Raw genomic sequence first — 25,215 nt, forward strand, 5'->3', positions numbered from 1 at the left:
CTTAGGCTCCACGGGTGACGTAAATATCGTCGCCGACGATGTCCACCTTGAAGGCTTCTAAGGGCCTTGGAGGCGGGCCCTGAATGTTCTTGCCTTGTAAATCGTAATGGCCGTTGTGACAGGCGCACCAGATGTGCTGAAAATCGGCCCGGTACTGAACGGTGCAGTTCAAATGGGTGCAAATCCCGGAAAAAGCCCTTACCTCACCCCCCGGGGTTCGCACCAGGATCCCCGGCTTGGCTCCAAAGCGGAAGATCTTGCCGCTGTTGGGCGGCAGCTCCGACAGCTTGCCGGCCAGCACGCGGTTGGTGGGCGCTTCGGCCACTTCCGGCGGCAACACGTAGCGGAATACCGGGTAGAGGGCAGCCAACACCGTGGCCCCCAGGGAGGTTCCCAAAAGCCAGTTAATAAAGCCCTTGCGAGAGATTTTGCGACCCTCGTCCATGTCTCCCCCCTACGCGACAACCTCCGGGATTTTTTGAGAATGTGCTGGGTTTGTCAAGTAGTGACCGGAGCACCTTAGGGCCGCCGGTGGGGTACCCTACGGGTGGAGGTGTCATGAAGATCCTGTTTGTTGGGGACGTGGTAGGAAAGGTTGGACGTCGGGTGCTGAAGCAGCTTTTGCCCAGGGTCATATCCGAGCTGGGCCCTGACTTCGTGGTAGTCAACGTGGAAAACGCCGCCGGCGGCTTTGGCTTAACCGCCGAGGTTTGGCAGGAGCTGGCCTCGCTGCCGGTGGATGTGTTTACTTCCGGCAACCACATTTGGGATAAGAAGGAAACCGCCAGCCTTTTGGATCATGAGCCGCGGCTGTTGCGCCCCGCCAACTACCCCGAGGGCAACCCCGGACGCGGCCTTTGTGTGCTGTCCTCCAGAAAAAACGGCGTGCCTGTGGCGGTGCTCAACCTCCAGGGCCTCACCTTTATGACCCCCATGGAGTCACCCTTCCGCACCGCCGACCGGCTGCTGGCGACCCTGGGGCCCGAGGTGAAGGTCATCATCGTGGACATGCACGCCGAGGCCACGTCCGAAAAGCAGGCCATGGGTTGGTACCTGGACGGCCGGGTGAGCCTGGTGGTGGGCACCCATACCCACGTACCCACCGCCGATGAGCGGATCTTGCCGCAAAAGACCGCCTTCCTTACCGATGTGGGCATGACCGGCCCCTACGAAAGCATCATTGGTTTCAAGCCCAAGGAAGTGCTGGAACGCTTCCTTTACGCTACCCCGCGGGCTTTGGAGCCGGCCACCCAGGGGGGAGCGCTGTCGGGGGTGTTGGTGGAGGTCAACCCTGAGACCGGTCACGCGGAAAGCATTGCCCGGGTGTTCCGCCGGGAAAAGGAGAGCTAAGGCAAGGGAAGGAGGGCTATGCCTGAGCTTTCGGTGCTTGTTACCGCCAAAAACGAAGAGGAAATGCTCCCCGGCGCTTTGGCTTCGGTGGCCGGCTGGGCTGGAGAGGTGGTGGTGGTCGTGGATGCGGCCTCGAGCGATCGCACCGAAGAGCTGGCCCGACAGGCGGGGGCCCGGGTTTTTCGCCACGGGTTTGTGTCCTCGGCCCAGCAAATCAACGTTGGCCTTGAGCTCTGCTGTAAGCCTTGGGTTTTGGTGCTGGACGCCGACGAACGGGTAAGCCCGCAGCTGGCGGCGGCCCTTTCCCGGGAGCTGGCGCAGCCGCGAGCCGAAGCTTACGCCGTTCGCCGGGTGAACTGGGCCCTGGGTAAGCCGGTGCGCTTTGGGGATTGGGGGTGGGACTGGGTGGTGCGGGTGGTGCGCAGGGAGGCAAGGTTTGCGGAAAGGGCCGTGCACGGAGTTCCGGAAGTGAGGCGGGTGGGCAAACTCCCCGGCCATTTGGAGCACCTCACCTTTCGCTCCTTCCCCCAGTACCTGCCCAAGGTGGTGGATTACGCCCTGCGCGGGGCCCGGCAGGCGCTGGCGGATGGCAAGCGCTGTGGCTTGGTGACGGCCGTGGCGCGAGCGGAGTGGCGGTTTGTGCGCTCGTACCTTTTGCGTTTGGGGTTCCTGGATGGAAGGGTGGGGCTTATGCTTGCAGTCCTTGCCGCTTACGGAACCTTCCTGAAATGGGCGGCGGTGGCTTCGGGTATGGACGGGTCTTCCGGCAGGTTCGTAAAGTAAGGTGTGAGCCGGTTTCCCTGCAGGCTGCTTTTGGACCTCCCCAACTGGCTGGGGGATTGGGTTCACGCCCTGCCGGCCATAGAAATCCTGCTTGCTGCCAACCGCGAGGGTGAAACAACTTTCTTGCTTCCGGCCGGGCACGCCCCGCTGGCCCGGCTTTTCCCGGCTAAGACGCTGATCCGTCCACCCAAGGCCAGCTCCGGCTTTGGGCGAAGTCTCGGCGGCTTCGATGTGGCCTTAACCTTCCGCCACTCCACCCGGGCCAAGCTGCTTTTGGCTGCGGTGCCGAAGGCCGAGGGCTGGGCCAGCGCCGGGAGGGGGGCCGGTTTTTTGGGCTTGCGCACCTTTCCCGTGGACCGAGCTCGCCACCAGCGGCACGATTTTGATCACGCCCTGGTGGCTCTGGGGCTGGCGCCGGTGGACGGGCAGCCGGTGCGCTTGCCTTTTCCACCTGTAGCGGAAAAAGCCCAGCACCTGGTGGTATTGCTTCCCGGCTCCCTGGGGCCGGAAGCCAAGCGCTACCCGCCCTCGGGCTACCGGGAAGTGGGCCGGCAGCTCCGGGCGGCGGGCTTTGAGGTGCTGGTGGTGGTAGGACCCAGCGATGCCCCCCTGGGGCATTGGCTGGCCCGGGAAACCAAGGCCCGGTTGTTCCCTCCCGAAGCGGGGCTCTGGGAGGTGGCGCAGGTTTTGGCCAGGGCCAGGCTGGTCATTGGCAACGATTCGGGGCTTACCCACTTGGCCGCGGCGTTGGGTTGCGCCACGGTTGCTCTTTTTGGCCCCACCTCCCCCGCCCGCACGGCCCCATCCCAGGGGTTGGTGCTCCAGGCTCCCGACTTTGCCCGCTGCGGCTGGGAGCGGCTGCCCCCGGGGTTGGTACTTCGGGCTTGCGACGCTTTGCTTACGGGGGACTTGCAGGATGCCCGTTTGGTGAGTACTATTACCAGTGGCGGTGGGCCGCTAGCTCAACTGGCAGAGCAAGGGACTCTTAATCCCTAGGTTGTAGGTTCGACTCCTACGCGGCTCACCAACTATGCGCCCGCGAAAGTGGCGGAACTGGTAGACGCGCGAGACTTAGGATCTCGTGGGAGCCACCCGTGGGGGTTCGAGTCCCCCCTTTCGCACCATGAGGATCCCCATGACCTACGACATCGAACGACCGTCCCCCTGCCTGGTAAGGCTTAAGGCCAGCGTTCCTGCGGCTGAAGCGGAAAGCGTGCGCACCCAGGTAACCCGGGAGTTTGCCGCAAGCGCCGCGCTGCCTGGCTTTCGCCGGGGCAAGGCTCCGCTGGCCCTGGTGGTAAAGCGCTTTGCCCAGGAAATTCGCCAGGAAACCGAAGAACGCCTCCTGCGCCGGGTGTGGGATGAAGCTGTCACCACCGAGAGGCTGCGGGTGGCCGGGCCCCTGGGGGTGGTGGAGGCCCGCTGGGAAGACGGCGGTGGTTTTGCCTTCACCGGCGAGTTTGAGGTTTACCCGGAGGTGACCCTGCCGCCGGTTTCTGGGTTTCAACCCCCCGAGTTTGCCGTGGAACCCAGTGAAGAAGAGGTGGAAGCCTTCCTCAACGGTTTGGCCGAGCGTCAGGCCAGCTGGCAGGGCGTTGAGGAGGGGCAAGCCGAGGACGGGATGCTGGTGGAAGCGGAAGTGGAGGGCGAGTTTCCCCAGGGGGGAGGGGATCCCTTCCGCGAAGAGCTGGCGGTTTTCCGGCTGGGCAGCGGCGAGGTTTACCCGGAAATCGAGGAAGCGGTGCGCGGCTTGGGGATTGGCGGGGAAACGGTGGCACGTCGGGAGGTCGCTCGAGAAGGGGAGGAAGGCACCGTTCCCGTGCAGTACAAGCTCAAAATCAAGGGGCTGCGGCGGAAGGTGGTGCCGCCGGTGGACGACGCCCTGGCCACCCAAATGGGGGTAGAAGGTGGGCTGGACGGCCTCCGGGAAAAGGCGCGGGAGGTCCTCCGGCAGGCCAAAAAGCGCGAGCGCTTCAAGGTTTTCCGGGAGGCTTTGGTCAAATACTTGGGGGGCGAGCAACCGCTGCCCCTGCCTGACCGCCTGGTGGAGGAGGAAACCCGCAAGGCCGCCATTCGCTACGCCGAGTCGTTGCACCGGCAGGGGATCAACGTGGAGGAGCTGAACTGGCAGGAACTGGCCCCCAAACTGCAAGCCTCGGTGGTGGAGCGGTTGCGGGAGGAGCTGCTTTTGGACCAGCTGGCCAACGAGCTGGGCGTGAACGTTGGCGAAGAGGAGGTGGATGCCGTGGTGCGGCGGGAAGCCCAGGAAAGCGGCGTCCCCTTTGCCGAGCTCAAGGGCAACCTGGCCAAGAGCGGGGGGTTGGAGCGGATTCGCGGTATCCTTCGTAGGGAGCGGGCGGTGGCCCAGGTGCTGGAGCCCCTGCTCGGGGAAGGCTAACGATGCTGGTACCCATCGTTGTAGAGCAAACACCCCGCGGGGAAAGGGCTTACGACATCTTTTCCCGCCTTTTGAAGGACCACGTGATCTTTTTGGGGGAGCCCATTGACGATCACGTGGCTTCGTTGGTGATTGCGCAGATGCTCTTTTTAGAGGCGGAAAACCCCAACCGCGACATTTCCCTTTACATCAACTCCCCCGGCGGCTCCATTTCCGCGGGTTTGGCGATTTACGACACCATGCAGTACGTGAAGCCGGATGTGGCCACCATTTGCGTGGGCCAGGCCTCTTCCATGGCGGCGGTGCTGTTGGCGGGGGGTGCCAAGGGCAAGCGCATGGCGCTGCCCCACTCCCGGGTCTTGCTTCATCAGCCGCTGGCCTTTGGCCTGGGCGGGCAGGCCACGGACATTGACATCCACGCCAAGGACATCCTGCGGTTGCGCCAGCGCCTGAACGAGATCCTGGCGGCACACACCGGGCAACCGCTGGAAAAGATCAACGCCGACACCGAGCGGGACTTCATCTTGGAAGCCAAGGACGCTTTAGAGTACGGCATCATTGATCGGGTGATCACGCACCGGGAGGTGCCCGCGCCGGCTTCTGGGAAAAAGGTGTAGAATGGGCTTGGAGATGCCCCAATGGTAACTCGAGAAGGTCGGGAACACTTGCTGCGTTGCAGCTTCTGCAACAAGTCGCAACGGGAGGTGCGCAAGCTCATTGCTGGCCCCAACGTCTACATTTGCGACGAGTGCGTGGATGTTTGCCTGGACATCATTGCCGAGGACCGGGCGAGGGAAGCCCGGGAGTCCCAGCGGGGGCTTCCTAAGCCGGAGGAAATCAAGGCCTTTTTGGATCAGTACGTGATTGGCCAGGAGCAGGCCAAGAAGAAGCTGGCGGTTGCGGTTTACAACCACTACCGGCGCATTGATTACTTCAGCTCCACGCCCCGGCCGGAGGTGGAGCTTTCCAAGTCCAACATCTTGCTCATTGGGCCCACGGGCACCGGCAAGACCCTGCTGGCGCAAACCCTGGCCCGGCTTTTGGACGTGCCGTTCACCATTGTGGACGCCACCACCCTCACCGAAGCGGGCTACGTGGGTGAGGACGTGGAGAACATCTTGCTGCGCTTGTACCAGGCGGCCGATGGGGACCGTGAGCGCTGCGAGCGGGGCATCGTTTACATTGACGAAATTGACAAGATCGCCCGCAAGCAGGATTCCCCCTCCATTACCCGCGATGTCTCCGGCGAGGGGGTGCAGCAAGCGCTTTTGAAGATCCTGGAGGGCACGGTGGCCAACGTGCCACCGCAAGGTGGCCGGAAGCACCCCCACCAGGAGTTCATCCAAATTGACACCACCAACATCCTGTTCATTTGCGGTGGAGCCTTCGTGGGGCTGGAAGACATCGTGGCCAAGCGGTTGAACCAGAAATCCATGGGCTTTGAGGCCAAGATCCTCACCCGCGAAGAAAAGTCGGCTTCCGAGCTGTTGCAGCAGGTCCACCCCGACGACCTCATCAAGTTTGGGATGATCCCCGAGTTCGTGGGCCGGGTTCCGGTGGTGGCCGCCCTCCACGAGCTGGACCACAAGGCTTTGGTCCGCATCCTCACCGAGCCCAAGAACTCCCTGGTGAAGCAGTACGAGACCATGCTGGGTTTGGAGGGCGTGAGCTTGCGCTTTACCCAGGATGCCCTGGAGGCCATTGCGGCCGAAGCTTTGGCCCGCAACGTGGGGGCCCGGGGCTTGAAAATAATCCTGGAAGAGCTGATGTTAGATGTGATGTATCAGGTGCCCTCGCGCACCGATATCACGGAGTTGGTGATCACGCGCGAGGTCGTGGAGCGGCGGGTAGCCCCGCTGGCTTCCATCCGCAAAGCCGGTTAGCCGGCTTCGGCTCTCTGATCTAACAAGGAGACGTTATGCAGGACATCAAAAGAGAGTGGCTTCCTGTAGTCCCGTTGAGGGACATGGTGGTGTTCCCCGGGATGAAGGCGGCGTTTGTGGTGGGGCGCCCGGGGTCGGTAGCCGCCCTCAAGCGCGCCATCGAGGAAAAGGACAAGCGGCTGTTTTTGGTCACGCAAAAGGATCCCCAGCAAGATGAGCCTGGTCCCAACGACGTTTTCGAGGTAGGGGTCATCGCCACCATCCTCCAGCACGTGACGTTCCCCAACGGCACCATCAAGGTGGGCGTGGAAGGGCTCATGCGCGGCAAGTGGCAGGAGCTGCGGGAGCGGGAGGGCGTGGGCTTTGAGGCCGAGGTAATCCCCATCCCCCCCAAGCGCGTGCAGGACCCCCGGGTTTCCCGCTACATGGCCCAGCTCACCGGGCTTTTCCAAAACTACGCCCGGCTTTCCCAGCAAATTGGCACGGAAGGGGTGCTGGCCGATCTGCAAACCGAAGACCCCGAGCGCTTTGCTGACGCCATGGCCTCGGTGTTGGCCATTTCCACTCAGGAAAAGCAGGACCTTTTGGCCACCATCAACCCCCTGGAGCGCCTGGAAAAGCTCAACGACATCCTGGATTTGGAAATCGAAAAGCTCAACATTGACCGCCGGCTCAACGCCAAGGTCAAAAAGCAAATGGAAAAGGCCCAGCGGGAGTACTACCTCTCGGAAAAGATCAAGGCCATCAACGAGGAGCTGGGGCGCACTGACACCAAAGAGGAGCTGGAGGAGCTGGCCAAGAAGATTGAGCAAGCGGGCATGCCGCCGGAGGTCAAGGAAAAGGCCATGGCCGAGCTCAAGCGCCTGGAGGGCATGGCCCCCATGTCGGCGGAAGCCACCGTGTCCCGCACCTACATTGACTGGCTTTTGGCGGTGCCGTGGAAGAAGGCCAGCAAGGAAATCCGCGACATCAAGCGGGCGGAGCAGGTCCTCAACGAGGACCACTACGGTCTGGAAAAGGTCAAAGAGCGCATCCTGGAGTTTTTGGCGGTGCGCCAGCTGGTGAAGAAGCCCAAGGGCACGATCCTGTGCTTTGTGGGCCCGCCGGGGGTGGGCAAGACCTCCCTGGCTAAATCCATTGCCCGGGCCACGGGGCGTAAGTTCGTGCGGCTTTCCCTGGGTGGCGTGCGGGATGAGGCGGAAATCCGGGGGCACCGGCGTACCTACATTGGTGCCTTCCCCGGCCAAATCATCCAAATGATGAAGAAAGCCGGCACCGTCAACCCGGTGTTCCTCCTGGACGAGGTGGACAAGCTGGCTTCGGATTTCCGCGGGGACCCGGCCGCTGCCCTTCTGGAAGCCTTGGACCCCGAGCAAAACCATGCGTTTTTGGATCACTACCTGGACGTGGAGTACGATTTGTCCAAGGTGTTTTTCATCTGCACGGCCAACGTCACCCACACCATCCCGCCGGCACTTCTGGACCGCATGGAGGTGATCCACCTTTCCGGCTACACCCATCAGGAAAAGCTCCACATTGCCCAAGAGTTTCTGATCAAAAAGCAAATCGAAGCGCAGGGTTTGTCCAAGTACAAGGTGCGCTTCACCGACGAGGCCATCAAGCTGCTCATCGAGCGCTACACCCGGGAGGCCGGGGTGCGCAACCTGGAGCGGGAAATTGGCTCCATTTGCCGCAAGCTGGCCCGGGAGGTGCTGGCCAAGAAGCTGCCAGCGGGCACGGAGCTGGTGGTTACCGAGGAGCGCGTGGGCGAGCTTTTGGGCAAACCGCGCTTCCGGGTAAGCCGGGCGGAAAAGCAAAGCCAAATTGGTGTAGCCACCGGCCTGGCGTGGACGGAAGTGGGCGGTGAAATCCTGGCCACCGAGGTAACGCTCATGAAGGGGAAGGGCAACCTTACCCTCACCGGCCAGTTGGGCGACGTCATGCAGGAGTCGGCCCGGGCGGCGCTTTCCTACGTGCGCTCGCGGGCGGTGGCTTTGCCCATTCCTGCCGATTTCTTCGAGCAGCACGACATTCACATTCACGTGCCTGAAGGGGCCATCCCAAAGGACGGACCCTCCGCGGGGATCACCATGGCTACAGCTCTTCTTTCGGCTGTGGCCGGCGTTAAGGTGCGGCAGGACATCGCCATGACCGGGGAAATCACCCTGCGGGGCAAGGTTTTGCCGGTGGGTGGCATTAAGGACAAGGTGCTGGCCGCCTACCGGGCTGGCATTACCGAGGTGATCCTCCCCCAGGAAAACGAAAAGGACCTGGAGGAAATCCCGGAGGAGGTGAAGTCGGTGATGCAGTTTCACCTGGTGTCGCATATGGACGATCTCTTGCCCCTGGTGTTGGACGGTCCGCTCCCTGCCGCTACCGGTGGGACCAGCGAGCAAGCCAGGGGTGATGCTTCGGCGGTACCCGCGCATTAGGGGGATGCCTTGTGCTTGCGAGCCTTCGCGCCTGCGTTGCGGATTTTCGCCAGGGACCTCGCGAGCCCTGGCCGCAGGTGGCGTTTGCGGGGCGCTCCAATGTGGGAAAGTCTAGCCTCCTCAACGCGCTTTTCGGGCAGAAGCTGGCGCAGGTCAGCAAGACCCCAGGCAAAACCCGCACCCTCAACTACTACCTGGTCAACAACCGCTGCTTTTTCGTTGACCTCCCGGGTTACGGCTTTGCCGCGGTGGCCAAAAGCGAACGGGAAAGCTGGGGTCGCAACGTGACCGACTACATCGTGCACGAAGAGCGCTTGAAGCTGGTGGTAGCCCTGGTGGATCCCCGGGTGCCCACCTCGCCTTTAGATCAAGCTCTGTTGGCCCTGTGCCGGGAGGCCGCCAGGCCGGTGCTGGTGGTGCTGACCAAGGCCGATGCCTTAAGCCGGGGGGCCCTGGCGGCCGAAAGGCTGAGGGTGCAGAGGGATCTCCAGTTGGAAGATTTGCCGTTGGTGTTCTCGGCGAAAAGCGGGGAAGGCAAGCGAGAGCTTCTCAAAGCCATTGCTGAGCGGCTTCCAACGCCGCTTTTTGGATAAAACACGCAAAAAGGAGTAACGAACATGGCTCAAGACGACAAAGTCAACACCTCCCGGCGGGGCCGCCGTCGGCGGGAAGAGTCCAACCCTGAAGGGCTTCCGGTGGTGGTGGAGGACGAGGCCTTAGAGGCCGAGGCTGCCTCCGAGGGCGGGGAAAGGCTCAACATCCGCACCTTGCAGGACATGTCCATCGGCCAGCTCACCGACATTGCCCGCGAGCTGGGGGTGGAAAACCCGGCGGGGATGCGCAAGCAGGAGCTCATCTTCAAAATCCTGCAAGCGCAGACCGAGCGGGAGGGGCTGATCTTTGGGGAAGGCGTTTTGGAAATCCTGCCCGATGGCTACGGTTTCCTCCGCGCCCCCGACTACAACTACCTCCCCGGTCCCGACGACATTTACGTGTCCCCTTCGCAAATCCGCCGGTTCAACCTGCGTACCGGCGATACGGTCTCGGGGCAAATTAGGCCCCCGCGGGAAGGGGAGCGGTACTTTGCGCTCATCAAGGTGGAGGCGGTGAACTTTGAGCCGCCGGAGGTGGCGCAGGAGAAGATCCTCTTTGACAACCTCACGCCCCTCTACCCCATGGAGCGCATCAACCTGGAGCTGGAGGGGAACATGACCTGCCGGGTCATGAACCTCCTTACCCCCATCGGCAAGGGCCAGCGCGGCCTCATCGTGGCCCCACCCCGCACCGGTAAGACCATGATGCTCCAGGCCATTGCCAACGCCATCACCACCAACCACCCGGAAATCGTGCTTATCGTGCTGTTGATTGACGAGCGCCCGGAAGAGGTGACGGACATGCAGCGCTCGGTGAAGGGTGAGGTCATCTCCTCCACCTTTGACGAACCTGCTTACCGTCATGTGCAGGTGGCGGAAATGGTGCTGGAGAAAGCCAAGAGGCTGGTGGAGCACAAGCGGGACGTGGTGATCCTCCTGGACTCCATCACCCGCCTCGCCCGGGCCTACAACACCGTGGTTCCCCCTTCGGGCAAGGTGCTTTCCGGTGGTGTGGACTCCAACGCCCTGCAAAAGCCCAAGCGCTTTTTCGGTGCGGCCCGCAATATCGAAGAGGGCGGCTCCCTCACCATCATCGGCACCGCCCTTATTGACACCGGCTCGCGCATGGATGACGTGATCTTCGAGGAGTTCAAGGGCACCGGCAACATGGAGGTGCACCTCGACCGCAAGCTGGTGGAAAAGCGCATCTTCCCCGCCATTGATATCAACAAATCGGGAACCCGCAAGGAAGAGCTGCTTTTGGATCCTTGGGAGCTGAAGCGCGTGTGGGTCCTGCGCAAGGTTCTCACCCCCCTGTCCACTGTGGAGGCCATGGAGCTGCTCCTGGAGCGGTTGGAGCGCACCCGCACCAACCGTGAGTTTTTGGAGTCCATGTCCCAGGGGGGCTAAGCCCTTTGCCGCCGGTAGCCATCGTTGGCGTCAAGTTCTTAAACGCCCGACCGCTGTTGGCGGGGCTGGAGGCTGGGCTACCTGCCCCCGTTCCCTACACCTTTTCGGTGGCTGAGCCAGCCCGCTGCGCCGACCTGCTGCGGGAAGGGCAGGCCCAGGTGGGGTTGGTGCCGGTGGGGGCCCTCCCCCAGCTACCGGGGATCGTGGCCTACCCCAACCTGGGCATTGCCGCTCGTTGCGAAACCACCTCAGTGCTCCTGGTTTCCCGGGTGCCGCTTGCCAAGGTGCGGGTGCTGGCGGCGCATACCGCTTCCCGCACCTCGGTGGTTTTAGCTCGCCTGTTGCTCAAAGCCAAATACGGCGTGGCACCGCAGGTGGTTCCTGCCAACCCACCGGTGGAGGCCATGCTGGCTCGAGCGGAAGCCGCGGTGGTAATTGGCGACCCGGCCATGGCGGTGGACGGAGCCGCGGGGCTATACCGCTGCGATTTGGCGGCGGAATGGATGGCGTGGCGGGGGAAGCCCTTTGTCTTTGCGGTGTGGGGTTTAAGGCCCCCGGCGGGTGACGCGGTGCTCCCGCTGTTGGAGGCCTCCTACCGCTTTGCGCGCCAGCACTGGGAAGAGCTCCTGCCCCAGTGGGCTGCCGCCCACGGGGCCAGCCTCGCCCGTACCCGGGACTATTTGGAGCGGCGTTTGCATTTTCAGCTTGGGGAGGAGGAGCGGCAAGCGGTGGAGGAGTTCCTAAAGCTGGCGGCCGAAAGCGGCCTCGTTCCCCAGCGAGAAGGGGGTATTTGGCATGGGTAGGGTGGCTTCCATCCTGGAGCGGGCCGAAAGCGGGGCGCGGTTAAGCGGCGAGGAGCTTCTGGTCCTCTTTCACGAGGCCCCGCTCCACGATTTGGGGCAGGCAGCCTCGGCGGTGCGCTTCCGGCACAACCCCGAGCCGGTGGTCACCTACATCATTGACCGCAACATCAACTACACCAACGTTTGCGTGTACCGTTGCAAGTTCTGCGCTTTTTACCGCAAGCCTGCGGATCCCGATGCTTACGTCCTGCCGTTTTCCGAGCTGGCCAAAAAGGTGGAGGAAACCGTCGCGGCGGGTGGCACCGGCATCCTCCTCCAGGGTGGGGTTCACCCCTCCTTGCGCTTGGACTTTTACGAAGGGATGCTGCGCTTCTTGCGGGACCGTTTCCCGCAGGTCCACCTTCACGCCTTTTCCGCTCCCGAAGTGGCCTTCTTATCCCGGGTTCACAAGCTGCCGGTGCGCGAGGTCATCGCCCGGCTCAAAGACGCGGGGCTAGCCTCCATTCCAGGAGGTGGCGCCGAGATCCTGGAAGACGAAACCCGCAAGCGCATTTGGTCCCACGCCAAAGCCTCTACGGCCGAATGGCTGGAGGTCCACCGGGAAGCCCACGCTTTGGGCTTGCGCACCACCGCCACCATGATGTTTGGCGTGGGGGAGGACTACCAGGCGCGGGTGGAACACCTCCTGCGGGTGCGGGAGCTGCAGGACCAAACTGGGGGCTTCACCGCCTTTATCCCGTGGACGTTTCAAGAGGAAAACACCGCCCTGGAGGGGCAGGTGGACACCTCCGGCGGCTACGACTACTTGCGCACCCTGGCCATCAGCCGGCTGGCGTTGGACAACTTCCAGCACGTGCAAGGCTCGTGGCTCACCCAGGGCACCAAGATTGGCCAGCTTTCGCTTTTCTTTGGTGCCGATGACCTGGGTTCCATCATGCTGGAGGAAAACGTGGTGGCCGCGGCGGGGGTTTACAACCGCCTGGATCAGCAAACCATGGAGTTTTTAATCCGCGACGCCGGCTTCACCCCCAAGCGCCGCCGCACGTTATACGAGCCGATCTAAACGGGCTAAACTCCCTTTGTGGCAATTTGGTTTGAAGTTGGCCCGTCCGCATTAGCAGCTGTAGCTTTTGCCTGGTTGCTGGCGGCAATTGGCGCCAGACTGCGGCGCACCATGCGGATGCCGCTATTTCCCGGCCTTAAGCTTCCTTTCGATTTCATGCTTGGCGCGGGAGCGGTTGGTTTTCTTCTCCTGCTTTTGGGCTTGTGTGATCTCTATCGTCCATGGGTTTTTGCGCTTTTGGGTCTCCTTTTGCTGGCTTTTGGAAGTTGGCGTAAAAACGGTTGGCAATGGGGGAATCTTTTTCCGGCAGCGATTTCGAGCCTCCTGTTGGTCCCGCTGGCTCTGGCGCAGCCCTTTTTTTACGACGCGCTGGTGTACCACCTGGCGCTTCCCTGGCAAGCGCTGCTTGAAGGTGGGTGGCATGCCCATCCGGAAAGCATTTACGCGGCGGGTCCCCCTCTTGCGCAACTTACGGCCCTGCCGTTTTTAGTGGTGAATTTGCCCCGCGCTTATGCTTTTCTTCACCTTCTAGCTTTTACTTTAGCCGGAGCGGCTCTTTACACTCTTTGTCGCCTTTTGGGAGGGCGCCGGCTGGCGTTCTTAGCTGGATTTTGCTTGCCTGTTCTTCCGCTTTACGTTCTAGTTCCGGCACTGCCGGCTGCGGAAGGTTGGGGCGTTTTAGGCGTGACCACCGGTGCAGTTCTCTTGTTTCGAGCGCACACTTCCCCTTTGGCTGGCCTTTTTGCTGGTTTTGCTGTGGCAGCGCGGCTGCAGGTATTTCCGGTAGCGGCCGGGGTTACAGCGTTGGGGTTGGTGGTGCAAAGGCGCTGGCGGGATCGGGCACTTCTAGCCTTGGGTTTTGTCCTGGGCACGTCGCTGTGGTGGAGCAAGAACCTAATCCTCCTGGGACACCCTTTCCTCCCGTTGGGCTGGCGTGGAATCGGGGCTTCCTTTGTAGATCGTGAGGCGATGCGGGTTGTGGCCCAGGGCTTGCCGTTAACGGAAATTCTTAAGGCGTTTGTGCGGGCTTTTTTACCCCACGCTTCCTATTTGCTGCCGCTTTTCCTGAGCGGAGTGGGGGCGGTGTGTTTGGTGTGCAGCCCTCGGGTGCTAATGGTAGCCTTTTTAGGTGCTCTTGGTTTGTTGGGCTCACCCTTTGTAGGTTTGGTTTCCCGGTACCTAGCCGGGGCTGCTCCATTCCTGTTGGCTCTCCCTACGGCCGCTCGAACCGCCTGGAGCAAGCTTGCCTCGGGTTTGGCGTTGGGCCTGACTGCCCTTCTTGGCTTCATTGTGAGTGGACAGGAGCTCTGGCGGTGGGGAGGGTTCTCGTTGATGGGGCCTGCGGTTTCCATCGAGGAACGCCTGGTGGTCAACAACCCGTTTCCGGCCTTCAGGAAAGCGGGGGCTCTTCCGGACAATGCGCGGGTGCTGTTCGTGGGGGAGCCTCGCGGTTTCTTGTTTCCGCGACGATTTGTTGCTCCTTCGGTATTTGATGAGCATCCGTTGGCCGCACTCATGGAGACAGCCAAGACACCGGAGGAGGCGGTGCTTTCGTTTCGGAATTCGGGTTTCAGCCATTTGCTGGTTAACTGGGGCGAGCTTCACCGCCTTGTTCCCGGATACCCCTGCGCCCCTTGGCGGAGCCCCGCGGGTCGCGCTAATTTCATCAAGCTGATCCAAGCCTTGGAGCCGCCCGTGCTCACGGCGGGCCCGGTGGCCATTTACGCTTTTGATCTTCGACGGGCACCAAACGACTCTTAAGCCGCGGGTAAAACGGAAAGCGCCGCCCCAGGCGTTTGACATAAAAGCGGCGGTGTGGTAAAAAACCTCCCCCTGCGTTAAGGGGCTTGGTGAGGAGCGTATGTACGCTATTGTGGAAGCAGGAGGCAAGCAGCATAAGGTGGAGGTGGGCCAGCGGGTGCTTGTGGAGCGGATTTGGCCCGAGGCGGAAGCCGGCACCCAGGTGACCTTCGACCGCGTTTTGCTGGTGCGCACCGATCAGGCTGTGCGCTTGGGCAACCCTACGGTGGCTGGTGCCACGGTGAAAGCTACGGTGCTCCGCCCGCTGCGGGGCGAAAAGGTCATTGTCTTCAAGAAAAAGCGTCGGAAGCAGTACCGTCGCACCAAGGGTCACCGCCAGAACCTCTTTGAGGTGCGGATTGACGCCATTGAGGCGTGAGGAGGGGATATGGCGCACAAGAAAGGTCAGGGTTCCAGCCGCAACGGTCGTGACTCCCACGCCCAAAGGTTGGGTATCAAACGGGGGGACGGTGAGCTGGTGCTGCCCGGCACCATTATCGTTCGCCAACGGGGAACCCGTTGGAAGCCGGGGGCAGGCGTGCGCCGCGGTGGCGACGACACGCTTTATGCTGCCATTACCGGGCGGGTGCGCTTCCGCGACCGGGGTCGGCTGGGGAAGTTCGTTTCCATCGAACCTGCCGCGTAACACGAGGTCTTGCCTCAAGCTTGCAATCAACCTAGCGCCTCAGGAGCCAACGCTCCAAAGGCGCTTTGTGTCTTGGCCTTTTGTCAAGCTGGTCACGCATTCCCATGTTTCTCGATGAAGTAAGGCTTCTGGTGAAGGCCGGGGACGGCGGACGGGGCTGCGTGTCCTTTCGCCGGGAGAAGTTCGTGCCTCGCGGCGGACCCGACGGCGGGGACGGAGGAAGGGGTGGGCACGTGATCTTGCGCGCCACCCCCGAGTACAACACCCTTGCTCACCTTTACCACAAGCACGTGGTGAAGGCCAGGCGCGGGGAGCACGGGCGAGGTTCTAACCAAAGCGGGGCCGCCGGGGAAGACGTGGTGGTGCTTGTGCCCTGCGGCACGCTGGTTCGGGATTTGCAAACCGGCGAGGTCCTGGCCGACCTCGTGACCCCTGGGCAGCAGGTGATCGTTGCTCGCGGGGGACGGGGAGGGCGGGGCAACCAGCACTTTGCCACCCCCACAAACCAGGCCCCCCGCTACGCCGAAGAAGGGGAAAAGGGGGAAGAGCGGCACCTGCAGCTGGAGCTCAAGCTCATTGCCGATGTGGGGTTGGTGGGCCTGCCGAACGTGGGCAAATCCACGCTCCTTTCCCGGGTTTCCGCGGCCCGGCCGAAGATTGCCGACTACCCCTTTACCACCCTTGAGCCCCATTTGGGGGTGGTCACCTGGGGGGAGCGCTCGCTGGTTTTTGCCGACATCCCTGGGCTCATCGCCGGTGCTTCCATGGGCGCAGGGTTGGGCCACCGTTTTTTGAAGCACATTGAGCGCTGCCGTATGCTGCTGCACCTGGTGGATCTCGCCTCGCCCACGCCGCTTCGGGAACAGGTGGAGGTGATCCGCCAAGAGCTTTCGCTTTTTGACCCCTCTTTGCCTTCCCGCACCACGATTCTGGTGGGCACCAAGGCGGACGCCATGACCTCCCCGGAGCGAAGGGAGGAGCTGGCTTTGCTTGCCGAGAAACTGGCTTTAAGCTATGTGGTGATTTCCGCTGTTACCGGCAGCGGGCTGGAGGAGCTTTTGCGGGAGGTCTTCAGCCGGGTGGGGCAAGCGTGAGGCGGGTCGCGGTTTTTGGCGGCACCTTCGATCCGGTGCACTTGGGCCATTTGGTCCCCACCGTGGGGGCTGCTGAAACCTTTGGCTTTTCCCAGGTGGTGTTCATTCCCGCCTTTGATCCCCCGCACAAGCAAGGGGCGGTGCTGGCCCCCTTTTCCCACCGCTTTGCCATGCTGGCTTTGGCCACCCAGCCCTACGATCGTTTTTTTGTTTCCGACCTGGAGATGGGGCGGCCGGGGCCCACCTACACGGTGGACACCTTGCGGGAGTTCACGCGTCGCTGCCCTGAATCGGAGGTTTACTTCCTTTTGGGTAGCGATTCCTTTTCGCAAATCGAAACCTGGCACCGGTGGCAGGAGCTTGTTGATCTGGCTCATTTGGTGGTTCTCCACCGGGCTACGGTGTGGGGCGACAAGCTCCTGGAGCTCGTTCCTGCCCGCCTCAGGGAGCGTTTGACACCGGTGCGGTTGTTTGAGCCGGTGCCCGACCCACCCCCTGGCCGCAAGTTGGTGTACCTTTTGGAGCATGAGCCGTTTCCGGTTTCCGCAAGCCTCATCCGCGAGCGCCTGCAAGCCGGGCAAACCATTTCCGAATTGGTTCCCCCCGAGGTTCACCGCTGGATCGTGAAGTACGGTTTGTACCATCAGGTCTCCCATGGATGCTGAGATCTTCTCCCGGCTGCAAAAGGTCGTGGCGGCCATGGAAGCCAAGAAGGCCTATCACCTTTTGGCCCTGGACGTTTCCGGAAAAACCTCCATTGCCGATGCTTTTGTACTGTGCTCGGTGGCCTCCAGCCGCCAGGCGCAGGCGGTGGCGGACGAGGTAGATCGGGTGCTGGCGCAAGCCGGGGTGCACGCCCTGTCGGTGGAGGGCTACCTGCACGGCACCTGGATCCTCATGGACTACGGCGATTTTGTGCTGCACATCTTTCAGGAGGACCGGCGGGAGTACTACGGCCTGGAGCGACTCTGGGGGGATGCCCCGGATATCACCGCTGCGCTTCGGCCGCCGCAAAGCCTATGACGCCCCTATACCGCAGCCTCAACGCCGAGGCCGCGAAGCTCGCCCGGGAGCTGGCCCGGGTGGCCCCCACCTCGCTACCTCTGCTGCTGGAAGGGGAAACCGGCACCGGCAAGAGCTTTTTGGCCCGTCGCCTTCACCGCCGCTCGCGGCCCGGCAAGCCCTTGGTGGTGGTGGACTGTGCCGCCATCCCCGAAACCCTGTTGCCCTCGGAGTTGTTTGGCCACACGGCCGGGGCTTTTACCGATGCCACCCGCTCCCGTCCCGGGGCGCTGGAGCAGGCGGGGGACGGGACCCTGGTGCTAGACCGCCTGGATGCCTTGACGCCGGCCACCCAGGCGGCGCTGTTGCGGGTGCTGGAGGAGCAGCGCTTTACCCCCTTGGGGGGAAGCCAACCGCGACCGCTGCGGGCCCGGGTCATTGCCCTGGTGGGCTTTGGGGTGGCGGACAAGCTAAAAACCGGCGAGTTTCGCGCTGATCTTTACCACCGGGTTGCTGGCTTCCACGCGCTTTTGCTGCCCTTGCGAAACCGCCCCGAGGACATCCTCCCCACCGCCAGGGCTTGGCTTGCCAAGCATGCCCCCTCCTTCCGTTTGGAGGCCGAGGCGGAAAAGCTGCTTGGCGCTTACCCCTGGCCGGGGAACTTCCGGGAGCTTGAAGGCGTGCTCCAGCGGGCGGTGTTGTCGGCGCAGGCTTCCACCGTGGGTCCCAGGGAGCTGCGTTTGCCGCTCTGGGATTGGAAGGATGCCTTGCCTCAGCTTGCCAGAAAGGCTTTGCCTTTAGCGGAGGCTAGCAAGCTTTACGCGCTTTTCGTGCTGGCTCAGGAAGGGGGCAACGTCTCCCGGGCAGCTCGCCTTTTGGGGGTGTCCCGGAGGACCCTCATCCGCTGGAAGCGAGAGCCGTGAGGCAGGTCAAGCTCCTCTACGTGGGCGCCCGCCCGGAAGCGCAATGGGAGGCGCTCTGCCAGCTGTACCGTGAGCGGTTGCAGCGCTTCCTCCACTGGCAGGAGCGGCGCCTGCCTTTGGCGCCCGGGCGCAAGGAAGACCCAAAAGGGGCCTTGGCCAGGGAAGCCAAGGCCATTTTGCGGGAGCTGGGCGAAAGGGAGCGGGTGGTGGCGCTGGACGAGCGGGGTACGGAGTGGAGCACGGAGGAGCTGGCCAGCTTCCTGCACGTACACCTTCCCCTGGGGCCGCTGACCTTTGTGATTGGCTCGGATTTGGGGCTCCACCCGGAGGTGCTGGAGCGGGCCCAGGTCCGCTGGTCCCTGACCCGCCTGACATTGCCCCATGAGCTGGCGCGCCTTTTGGTTATGGAGCAGCTTTACCGCGCCTTGGACCTTTTGGCTGGGGGTTCCTACCACCGGGCTAAGGTATAATCTCGCGCCTGGAGGATCCGGTGAGCGTTACCAACTTAGAAGCCATCAAGCAGGAGTTGGAGGCCAAGAGGCAGGAAATCCTGGACGGCATTGCTCGGGCCAGGGCTTTGGGCCGCGTGGAAGGGAAAACCGGAGCCCCAGACATTGCCGATCGGGCCGCCTCCGCGTTACAGCGGGAGTTTTCCTTTTCCCTTACGGAAAACGAGGGCAAGATCCTGAAGCTCATTGATGAGGCGCTGGTGCGCCTGCAAAACGGGAGCTACGGTCTTTGCGTCCACTGCGGGCAGGCCATCGAGCCGGCTCGTTTGGCGGCGGTCCCTTGGGCCAGGCACTGCCTCGCCTGTCAGGAACTTCAGGACCGGGGTGAGATCTGAAGCCGTTTTGCCTTCGCGTTGTCACGTCTCCCGACGAATACCTGCTGGAAAGGGCCAGGAAGGCCTTTGAAGCTCAGTTCCGGCAAGCCTTTCCCGAAGGTGAGGTGCAGCTTGTGGACCCACCCTGGGAGCTTGCTCACCTCTGCCAGGAGCTGCAAACCCCTTCGCTTTTTGCCGGTGAGCGCTTGTTTCTGATCCCCCACGCCGAAGCCTACTTTGCCCTGCCCCCCAAGGCCGTGGAGGGGCTTTTGGCCACGCTGAAAACCTCCCCCGCCGGGGTGCTGTGGGTGGGTTTGTTTGCCGAGCTTCCGGAAGCCCCCAGCGGCCCATTGGCCGAGGGCCTGGCCTCGCTGGGCGAGGTGGAACACCTGTCGTTGCCCCCTGCCCCCAAGCCCTGGGAGGAGGTGAGGCTCTCCCAGGAGCAAAAGGCGTTGCTCCGCGAGCTTTTGGCGGAGGAGGCTCCCGAGCTTCTGGCCCACCAGGATGTGCTGGACGTGCTTTTTGAAACCCACGGCTTTTCGCCCCGTCAGCTGGTGCAAGCGGCCAAAGACCTCCTGGCTTCCCAAGAGCTCAGCCCTGAGGCGGCAAGGAGGAGCGCCGGTCGTCAAACCCTGACCGCTTCCGAGCTGGAAAAGGCCCTCCAGGACGGCAAGTGGCCCCAGGTGGCTTACCACCTGGCGCAGCTGGCCGAAGGCGCAGTGCTTTCAACGTTTCGCGGCACCGAAACCAGTGGGAGGAAAGCAGCGGACCTGGTGGCGGGTCTTTTGACCAGGGCTTGCCTTTCGGCTTTGACCGTGCGGGTATTGGCGGAAGAGGCGGGGCTTGCCAGGGAACTGGATCCCGCCAGGGTTTCGCAGGCATCCTGGTACCCCCGGGAGTTCAAACCCCGCATTTACCCCAAGTTTTTGGCGAAAGCTCAAGAAATGCCGGAGCTGGGGCTTGCCGACCGCTCCCCGTGGTCCCTGCAGGCAAGCTTCCGGCTGGCGGCGCGCTTTTCCAGCAAGAAGCTGGCGACGGTGGTGGCTGACCTCCTGCGCTTTGGGGCCCTGCGCGCCGAAGGGCTGGAGCCCTGGGCACCGGTGGTGCTGGCTTACGCCTCGCTTTTTGCCGCTTCCAACAGCTCGTAAAGCTTTTTCCTGGAAACCCCAAGCTTTTCGGCCGCCAGCTTCTTGGCTTCCCCGGGCGAATGCCCCTGGGCCAAAAGCTCGCGGACCAAGGCCTGAGCCTCGTGGGCTTGGGGCTCCCTGGGCGGTGCTTGCGGCGGGGGTCCTACCACCAGGGTGAACTCCCCCTTGGCCAGGTGGGTTTTTTCAGCGAGAGCCCCCAGCGTGCCGTGCTCGCAGCGCTCGTGCACCTTGGAAAGCTCGGCCAAAAGGCAGGCCTCCCGCTCGCCACCCAAAACCTCGGCGCAGTCGGCGAGCTCTGCTGACAAGCGATGGGGGGAAAGAAAAACCACCAGCGTGTGATCAAGCCCGGCAAAGCGCCGCAGGAAGCGCTTGCGGGCCTCACCCTTGGGCGGCAAAAAGCCCAGGAAAGTAAAGGGATAGGGGGGAAGGCCGGCAACGCTTAAGGCGGCGGTCACCGCCGAGGGACCGGGCACGGCAGCCACCGGTAACCCCGCAAGCCTGCAGGCCCGCACCAGGCGGTACCCGGGATCGCACAAAAGCGGGGTGCCGGCGTCGGAAACCAGCGCCACGCTCATCCCCGCTTGCAACTTGGCCAGAATGGCCGGCAGCACTTTGCTTTCGTTGTGCTCGTGGAAGGCCAGAAGTTTGGTGCTGATGCCTGCCGCCGCCAAGAGCTTGCTGGTACGGCGGGTGTCCTCGGCCAGGATCACCGCCACCGAGGCCAAAACCTCCCGGGCCCGGGGGGAGAGGTCGGCCAGGGTGCCGATGGGTGTGGCCACCACGAAGAGCGTTCCGGGTGCCGAGGTAGGGGGAATGGCCCGGGTCACGGTCTGGGGTTGCGGGGCAAGATGCGGTCCACGTTAATGCAGGAGGCGGAAACGCGGGCAATCACCGTGGGCCGCCACTTGAAGCGGTTACGGCGGTAGGTGGCCAGCACCTTGGCCACCAGTTCCGGCGGGAAACCCTGGGCGCACAGTTCGGCTTCCGAAAGCCCCTGATCGTGGTGGTAGTAGAGGATGGGGTCGGCTTCCAGGTAATCAAACCCCAGCTCACCGGCATCGGTTTGTCCCGGCCACAGGTCGGCAGTGGGGGGCTTTTGCAGGATCACCGCGGGAACTCCCAGGTACTCCCCCAGGGCAAACACGTGGGTTTTCCACACGTCGCCCAGGGGGTGTACGGAAGCCGCTTGATCGCCAAAAAGCGTGGAGTAGCCCAGGAGGATCTCGCTCTTGTTGGAGGTTCCCAGAACCAGCAAGCCGTGGGCGCGGGCGGCGTCAAAAAGCGCCACCATCCGCAAGCGCGCTAAGAGGTTGCCAAAACGCAGACGATCGTCCTCGCAGCCCAAAGTCTGCGCCAAAAGACGGGAAGGGGCGCTGAGGTCCACGAGCTCCAGGCGAACCCCTAAGGTGTTGGCCGCTTCCTGGGCGTGGGCCAAGCTCTCGGGGCTGGAGGTGGGACCGGGAAGGGCCAGGAGTCGCAGCTTTTCCGGACCCACGGCGCGCACCGCTAGCGCCGCGGCCACCGCCGAGTCCAGGCCCCCGGAAAGCCCGCAGACGTACCCGGAAAGGCCGGAGGCCCGCAGCTCCTCGGCCAAAAAGCGCTGCAACACCTCAGCAAGCAGCGGGATGTCAACTGCGGGTAAGCTCGTCACGGTTTCTCTCCACCTCGGCTTGCCACAGCTCCCACCGCTCGGCCTGGGGGATGGGCGACAGGGTGCGGTGGCGGCGGGCCGCGGCCAGATCCACCTCGGCCACGATGACCGCGGGGTCGCAGGCAGGGGCCGGTCCACCCAGGGTGCGACCCCGCCCATCCACCGCCCAGGAGCCTCCGGAAAACAAGATCCCCTCTTCCCAGCCGCAGCGGTTGGCGAAAAACGTGGGGGTAACGGTGGTGATGGCGGTGGCCCCCACGATCCAATGCCAGCGCTTGAGCCCTTGGGGGACGTCGTCTCCCCCAATTTCCGAGGGGCCTCCCGCCACCATCACCAGAAGCTCCGCGCCCCGTTGCACCAGGATGCTGGCGGTGGTGGGGTGCCAGGCGTCCTCGCAGATGAGCACGCCGATATGGGCGCGGGGCCAAGGCAAAGGGGCCACCGAGCGGCCGGGCACGAAGTACCGCCCCTCGTCAAACATCCCGTAGGTGGGGAGGTAGAGCTTGCGATGCACGCCCACCACCTGCCCGCCGTGGAAAAGCACGGCGGCGTTGGCAATGCCGCCGCTGGCCTCCCGCAACGGCAAACCCACCAGGATTGCGGTGTCCCGGGATGCTTCCCGCAGAGGCCCAAGCCTCGGGTCCTCCAGGTCCATGGCCAGCTCCAAGACCCCGTGACCCAGGAGGTAGCCGGAAAGCGAAAGCTCGGGGAAAATCACCAGCTCCGCCTTAGCTTTCCTGGCTTGCTCCAGGGCCCAAAGGTGAGCTTGAAGGTTGTGGGTGAGCTGACCCGGACAGGTGGCGATTTGGGCCAGGGCTACAGTCACGCGTTCCCGCTGCGAGTCACTCAAGGCCGTCACCGCAAGCAGTGTAGCATGAGGGCATGGGCGGTTTGGGACTGGCCTTGGGGCTGTGGCTTTTGGGTTCTTCCACCGCGGTGGAGGTGGAGCGGGTTCTGGCTTTGGTGAACGGCGTGCCCATCCTGGCCTCCGACGTGGAGCTGGCGCAAATTGCCGGCATCGTCCCCAAGATGCCCCAGGAGGACGAAGCCAGCTACCGCAAGGCCGTGCTGGAAGCGCTCATTGCCCTGGAGCTCAGGTACCAGGACCTGGTGGAGGCTCGCCTGGAGCAGCGGGTGAGCTATGACTGGCAGGCTGCCTGGCAGAGGGTGGTGACGCAGGCGGGAGGTGAGGAAGAGCTTAGCCGCAAGCTGGCGGAGCAGGGGTTTAGCCAGGGGGAGCTGGTACGGCTCGTTCAAAGGGCGGCGCTGGTGGAAGCCTACGTGGCCAAGTGGTTTGCCCCCTCGCTGCGGGTGACCCAAGGGGAGCTGGAGGCCTACTACCGGCAGGAGTTTCTCCCGCGGTGGCCAGCAGGGCAAGGCCCACCGCCCCCTTTGGAGCAGGTTCGCCCGCAGCTGGAAGCCCTGGTCAAGGAAAAGAAGCTCTTGGAACAGGTGCAGACCTGGACCGAGGAGCTGGCCCGCCGGGGCGAGGTGATCCGCTATTCCAGGTGACGGAAGAGGAACAAACCCTCGGTCACCGCTAGAAGGTAGCTGCGGGTTTCCGCGTAAGGGACTGCCAAGGCAAAAAGCGGGTGAGGAGCTGCGTCCTGCCCCAGCCACAGCTCCACCCAGGAATCTCCGGCGTTGTAAGCGGCAGCTAAAAGCAAAGGGTCATTGCCCAACCGTTTTGCCGAGGACTGCAGGTGGCGGAGGGCCAACAGCCGGTGGGCTTCTTCCCCGGAGGAACCGGCAAGTTCGGGCGCCAGCCGCGCGAGGGTGGCCGGCATCAGCTGCCACAGCCCCCGGGCCCCCACCGGAGAAAGGGCGCGGTGGTCAAAACGCGATTCCTGGCGGGCCAGGGCCAGAAGCAAACCAGAGAACGGCGAAGCCGCTTCCGGCAAAAGCCGGGTGAAGGCTTTGGGGAACATGCGGACCAAAAGCTCATCGGGCAACAAAAACGCGGGGATGGGCCCCACCTGTGACCAGAGCTTTTCAGAAAGCCGCGCTGCCTCGCGAAAGTTTCCGGCTTCAGCTAAAAAGGCCACCGACCAGGCCAGCTCCGAAGGGGTGTTTTGCGGCAAAAGGTGGGGCAGCAGCATAGCCACGTCTTCGGCAAACCCGGCTTCCAGCATGCCGGCCACCGCCGGGGGTAGAGCTGGGGGCGGGAGGTTTCCGGAAAAAAGCGGGGCAAAGTCAGGGTCCTGGCGGAGGGCGGCGAGGAGCGCCTGCCTTGCCGTGGAAACCCCGCCTTCCACAGCCAAGTGGGCCAGTTCGCCAAGATTGCGGGTAGGCGGGGGAGAACCGCTGGGCGTTGCCAAGGGGAGCACCAGCCCCACAAGCTCCCGGAGCCTTCCCGCCTGCGGGTTGGCCAGGACCTGGCCCAATAGCCTCCGGGCTTCCTCATGCTTGCCTGGGTGGAGGGCCAAAACGCCCCGGCAGAGCTGGAAGGCAGGCTGGGATGAAGCGCTCTGGGCGACCAGGTGCTGGGCGGGGGCTAGCTTTCCGCGCCAAACCAAAGCGGCGCACAGGCGGGGGGTGAGCTCCTGGCGAACCAGCGGTGGTGCTTGCGCCAACGCCTCCACCGCCGGCCAACCCTGGTCTTTGCGAGCCAAAAGCAGCAAAAGCCCCGTCCACCCCTCCACCGCTTCCGGTCGCAACTGCACGATTTGGTGATAGAGCTTTTCCGCGCAGTCCTCGCGGCCCAGCTGTTCCCAGGCCCGGGCAGCAAAAAGCCAGCAGGAAGCCTTTTCCTCGGGGTCGGTAGTGATCAGCTCGGCTAGGGCAAACCAGGTGATGGCTTCTTCCCAGGCTTCCAGCCGGTAGGCGGTGCGGGCGCGAAGGAAGGTCAAGGGGAAGCTCTCGCTGGGTTGATAGGGAATTTTGGCCAAAACCTTGCGGGCTTCCTGCCAGTGACCCACTTGAAAAAGGGCGCGGGCCACCAGTTCCTGCTGGGCCCGGGAGAGGCTTTTATCCGCAAGGTTCCGGGCCAACTGGAAAGCCACCGCGTCATCGGGCTTTTCGGAAAGCAGCTTAAGCATTTCAGCCACATCGTGCTGCCTTTGCGCCAGAAGGCCCCGCACGTGTCTTTTGAGCGGCGTCGGGAGCGCCCGAGCCCGCCAGGCTTTGGCTTTTGGCAACGGCAAGGTGGCCACCGCTTGCAGGCTTAGCTCCTCGGCCCGGCGGCGGAGAGCTGCCGGAGCCCGCGGTGAAAGCACGGGGGCCAAATGGGGGTAGGGGTCCCGGCCCCGGGTTAACTCCAGTTGCGCCGCCTCCAGCCGCAGGATCTCCGCCAAAGCTCCGGCCTGGGGGAGCGCTTGGCGCAGCACGCTCAAGGCTTGCTGGTAGTGGCCCTCCTTGGCGGCCGCCCGGGCCACAGTGAGGGCCACCTCGGGGCGGAGGTGAGGGGCGGCGGG

Annotated in this window: 28 protein-coding genes and 2 tRNA genes; 24 read left to right on the top strand and 6 right to left on the bottom strand. The window is 63.4% G+C overall.

The genetic code is table 11. The features are described from left to right. Nucleotide 1: 1 nt before the first annotated feature. The gene (locus EG19_RS01155) at nt 2-445 is read right to left on the bottom strand and encodes a QcrA and Rieske domain-containing protein (protein ID WP_038046409.1); all 444 of its coding nucleotides are present in this window, start codon (nt 443-445) and stop codon (nt 2-4) included. 113 nt (nt 446-558) lie between these two features. Here EG19_RS01155 and EG19_RS01160 point away from each other — a divergent pair, with 113 nt between their 5' ends. The 13 genes from EG19_RS01160 to mqnC all read left to right on the top strand — a co-directional run bounded on the left by EG19_RS01160 (nt 559) and on the right by mqnC (nt 12,715). Further along, nucleotides 559-1,350 (top strand): TIGR00282 family metallophosphoesterase, encoded by a 792-nt coding sequence (locus tag EG19_RS01160; protein WP_038046412.1) that lies wholly within the window; start codon nt 559-561, stop codon nt 1,348-1,350. A gap of 18 nt (nt 1,351-1,368) precedes the next feature. After that, entirely contained in the window at nt 1,369-2,133 is a 765-nt protein-coding gene (locus EG19_RS01165) for a glycosyltransferase family 2 protein (protein WP_038046414.1), read from the top strand. 477 nt (nt 2,134-2,610) lie between these two features. Further along, nucleotides 2,611-3,129 carry a glycosyltransferase family 9 protein gene (locus EG19_RS14375; protein WP_407702144.1) on the top strand — a complete coding sequence of 173 codons (519 nt, stop codon included), beginning with the start codon at nt 2,611-2,613 and terminating at the stop codon, nt 3,127-3,129. Continuing rightward, a tRNA-Lys gene (locus EG19_RS01175) sits at nt 3,085-3,160 on the top strand. Before EG19_RS14375 ends, EG19_RS01175 begins: the two co-directional genes overlap by 45 nt. Before the next feature lie 11 nt (nt 3,161-3,171). Beyond that, nucleotides 3,172-3,257 (top strand) — tRNA-Leu (locus EG19_RS01180). A gap of 11 nt (nt 3,258-3,268) precedes the next feature. Continuing rightward, entirely contained in the window at nt 3,269-4,531 is a 1,263-nt protein-coding gene (tig, locus tag EG19_RS01185) for a trigger factor (RefSeq protein ID WP_038046419.1), read from the top strand. 2 nt (nt 4,532-4,533) lie between these two features. After that, the gene (clpP, locus tag EG19_RS01190; protein WP_038046421.1) at nt 4,534-5,148 is read left to right on the top strand and encodes an ATP-dependent Clp endopeptidase proteolytic subunit ClpP; all 615 of its coding nucleotides are present in this window, start codon (nt 4,534-4,536) and stop codon (nt 5,146-5,148) included. Nucleotides 5,149-5,169: 21 nt separating this feature from the next. Next, entirely contained in the window at nt 5,170-6,414 is a 1,245-nt protein-coding gene (clpX, locus tag EG19_RS01195) for an ATP-dependent Clp protease ATP-binding subunit ClpX (protein ID WP_038046423.1), read from the top strand. A gap of 35 nt (nt 6,415-6,449) precedes the next feature. Then, nucleotides 6,450-8,846 carry an endopeptidase La gene (gene lon / locus EG19_RS01200; protein WP_053334728.1) on the top strand — a complete coding sequence of 799 codons (2,397 nt, stop codon included), beginning with the start codon at nt 6,450-6,452 and terminating at the stop codon, nt 8,844-8,846. Nucleotides 8,847-8,857: 11 nt separating this feature from the next. Continuing rightward, entirely contained in the window at nt 8,858-9,439 is a 582-nt protein-coding gene (gene yihA, locus EG19_RS01205; RefSeq protein ID WP_053334729.1) for a ribosome biogenesis GTP-binding protein YihA/YsxC, read from the top strand. A 24-nt stretch (nt 9,440-9,463) separates the two neighbouring features. Further along, nucleotides 9,464-10,849 carry a transcription termination factor Rho gene (gene rho / locus EG19_RS01210; protein ID WP_081799810.1) on the top strand — a complete coding sequence of 462 codons (1,386 nt, stop codon included), beginning with the start codon at nt 9,464-9,466 and terminating at the stop codon, nt 10,847-10,849. A 5-nt stretch (nt 10,850-10,854) separates the two neighbouring features. Beyond that, a complete protein-coding gene (locus tag EG19_RS01215; protein WP_038046425.1) occupies nt 10,855-11,652 on the top strand; it encodes a menaquinone biosynthetic enzyme MqnA/MqnD family protein in 798 nt (265 codons plus the stop codon). Continuing rightward, entirely contained in the window at nt 11,645-12,715 is a 1,071-nt protein-coding gene (gene mqnC / locus EG19_RS01220; RefSeq protein WP_038046427.1) for a cyclic dehypoxanthinyl futalosine synthase, read from the top strand. The genes EG19_RS01215 and mqnC overlap by 8 nt, the downstream gene beginning before the upstream one ends. Nucleotides 12,716-12,838: 123 nt before the next feature. Here mqnC and EG19_RS13310 read toward each other — a convergent pair whose 3' ends face one another. Further along, nucleotides 12,839-13,144, bottom strand: coding sequence for a hypothetical protein (locus tag EG19_RS13310; protein ID WP_152543836.1), 306 nt, complete (start codon nt 13,142-13,144; stop codon nt 12,839-12,841). Between the two features lie 903 nt (nt 13,145-14,047). Between EG19_RS13310 and EG19_RS13315 the strand changes: the two genes are divergently transcribed. The 10 genes from EG19_RS13315 to EG19_RS01270 all read left to right on the top strand — a co-directional run bounded on the left by EG19_RS13315 (nt 14,048) and on the right by EG19_RS01270 (nt 20,151). After that, the gene (locus tag EG19_RS13315; protein WP_152543837.1) at nt 14,048-14,476 is read left to right on the top strand and encodes a hypothetical protein; all 429 of its coding nucleotides are present in this window, start codon (nt 14,048-14,050) and stop codon (nt 14,474-14,476) included. A gap of 100 nt (nt 14,477-14,576) precedes the next feature. Then, the gene (gene rplU / locus EG19_RS01230) at nt 14,577-14,894 is read left to right on the top strand and encodes a 50S ribosomal protein L21 (protein ID WP_038046431.1); all 318 of its coding nucleotides are present in this window, start codon (nt 14,577-14,579) and stop codon (nt 14,892-14,894) included. A gap of 9 nt (nt 14,895-14,903) precedes the next feature. Further along, entirely contained in the window at nt 14,904-15,161 is a 258-nt protein-coding gene (gene rpmA / locus EG19_RS01235) for a 50S ribosomal protein L27 (protein WP_038046432.1), read from the top strand. A gap of 104 nt (nt 15,162-15,265) precedes the next feature. After that, nucleotides 15,266-16,255, top strand: a complete 990-nt coding sequence (obgE, locus tag EG19_RS01240; RefSeq protein ID WP_038046433.1) for a GTPase ObgE — start codon at nt 15,266-15,268, stop codon at nt 16,253-16,255. After that, nucleotides 16,252-16,920: a nicotinate-nucleotide adenylyltransferase gene (gene nadD, locus EG19_RS01245; RefSeq protein WP_038046435.1), complete on the top strand. Its 669-nt coding sequence runs from the start codon at nt 16,252-16,254 to the stop codon at nt 16,918-16,920. Before obgE ends, nadD begins: the two co-directional genes overlap by 4 nt. Further along, on the top strand, nt 16,910-17,278 hold the full coding sequence (gene rsfS, locus EG19_RS01250; RefSeq protein WP_038046562.1) for a ribosome silencing factor: 369 nt from the start codon (nt 16,910-16,912) through the stop codon (nt 17,276-17,278). The genes nadD and rsfS overlap by 11 nt, the downstream gene beginning before the upstream one ends. Continuing rightward, complete coding sequence (locus EG19_RS01255) at nt 17,275-18,180, top strand: sigma 54-interacting transcriptional regulator (protein ID WP_053334730.1); 906 nt, start codon at nt 17,275-17,277, stop codon at nt 18,178-18,180. The genes rsfS and EG19_RS01255 overlap by 4 nt, the downstream gene beginning before the upstream one ends. Further along, on the top strand, nt 18,177-18,650 hold the full coding sequence (locus tag EG19_RS01260; RefSeq protein WP_038046437.1) for a 23S rRNA (pseudouridine(1915)-N(3))-methyltransferase RlmH: 474 nt from the start codon (nt 18,177-18,179) through the stop codon (nt 18,648-18,650). The genes EG19_RS01255 and EG19_RS01260 overlap by 4 nt, the downstream gene beginning before the upstream one ends. 20 nt (nt 18,651-18,670) lie before the next feature. Next, nucleotides 18,671-19,024, top strand: a complete 354-nt coding sequence (locus EG19_RS01265; RefSeq protein ID WP_038046439.1) for a TraR/DksA family transcriptional regulator — start codon at nt 18,671-18,673, stop codon at nt 19,022-19,024. Between the two features lie 104 nt (nt 19,025-19,128). Beyond that, on the top strand, nt 19,129-20,151 hold the full coding sequence (locus tag EG19_RS01270) for a hypothetical protein (protein WP_038046441.1): 1,023 nt from the start codon (nt 19,129-19,131) through the stop codon (nt 20,149-20,151). Here the strand turns inward: EG19_RS01270 and rsmI are convergent. Genes rsmI through EG19_RS12155 form a run of 3 tightly spaced genes read right to left on the bottom strand, consistent with a single transcriptional unit; the run spans nt 20,115 to nt 22,661 of the window. After that, on the bottom strand, nt 20,115-20,978 hold the full coding sequence (gene rsmI, locus EG19_RS01275; RefSeq protein ID WP_200867094.1) for a 16S rRNA (cytidine(1402)-2'-O)-methyltransferase: 864 nt from the start codon (nt 20,976-20,978) through the stop codon (nt 20,115-20,117). The two genes, EG19_RS01270 and rsmI, sit on opposite strands and share 37 nt — an antisense overlap. Beyond that, a complete protein-coding gene (locus tag EG19_RS01280) occupies nt 20,975-21,802 on the bottom strand; it encodes an NAD+ synthase (protein WP_038046443.1) in 828 nt (275 codons plus the stop codon). The genes rsmI and EG19_RS01280 overlap by 4 nt, the downstream gene beginning before the upstream one ends. Continuing rightward, nucleotides 21,780-22,661 (bottom strand): nitrilase-related carbon-nitrogen hydrolase, encoded by an 882-nt coding sequence (locus EG19_RS12155; protein WP_161685251.1) that lies wholly within the window; start codon nt 22,659-22,661, stop codon nt 21,780-21,782. Before EG19_RS12155 ends, EG19_RS01280 begins: the two co-directional genes overlap by 23 nt. Nucleotides 22,662-22,684: 23 nt before the next feature. Here EG19_RS12155 and EG19_RS01290 point away from each other — a divergent pair, with 23 nt between their 5' ends. Continuing rightward, nucleotides 22,685-23,314 (top strand): hypothetical protein, encoded by a 630-nt coding sequence (locus EG19_RS01290; RefSeq protein ID WP_038046444.1) that lies wholly within the window; start codon nt 22,685-22,687, stop codon nt 23,312-23,314. On the opposite strand, the gene EG19_RS01295 is transcribed toward EG19_RS01290, so the two are convergent. Further along, on the bottom strand, nt 23,302-25,215 hold a 1,914-nt coding region (locus EG19_RS01295), incomplete at its 5' end, for a transglycosylase SLT domain-containing protein (protein WP_152543838.1). The genes EG19_RS01290 and EG19_RS01295 overlap by 13 nt on opposite strands.

Origin of the sequence: Thermoanaerobaculum aquaticum (assembly GCF_000687145.1) — a bacterium.
GTDB classification, from domain to species: Bacteria; Acidobacteriota; Thermoanaerobaculia; order Thermoanaerobaculales; family Thermoanaerobaculaceae; genus Thermoanaerobaculum; species Thermoanaerobaculum aquaticum.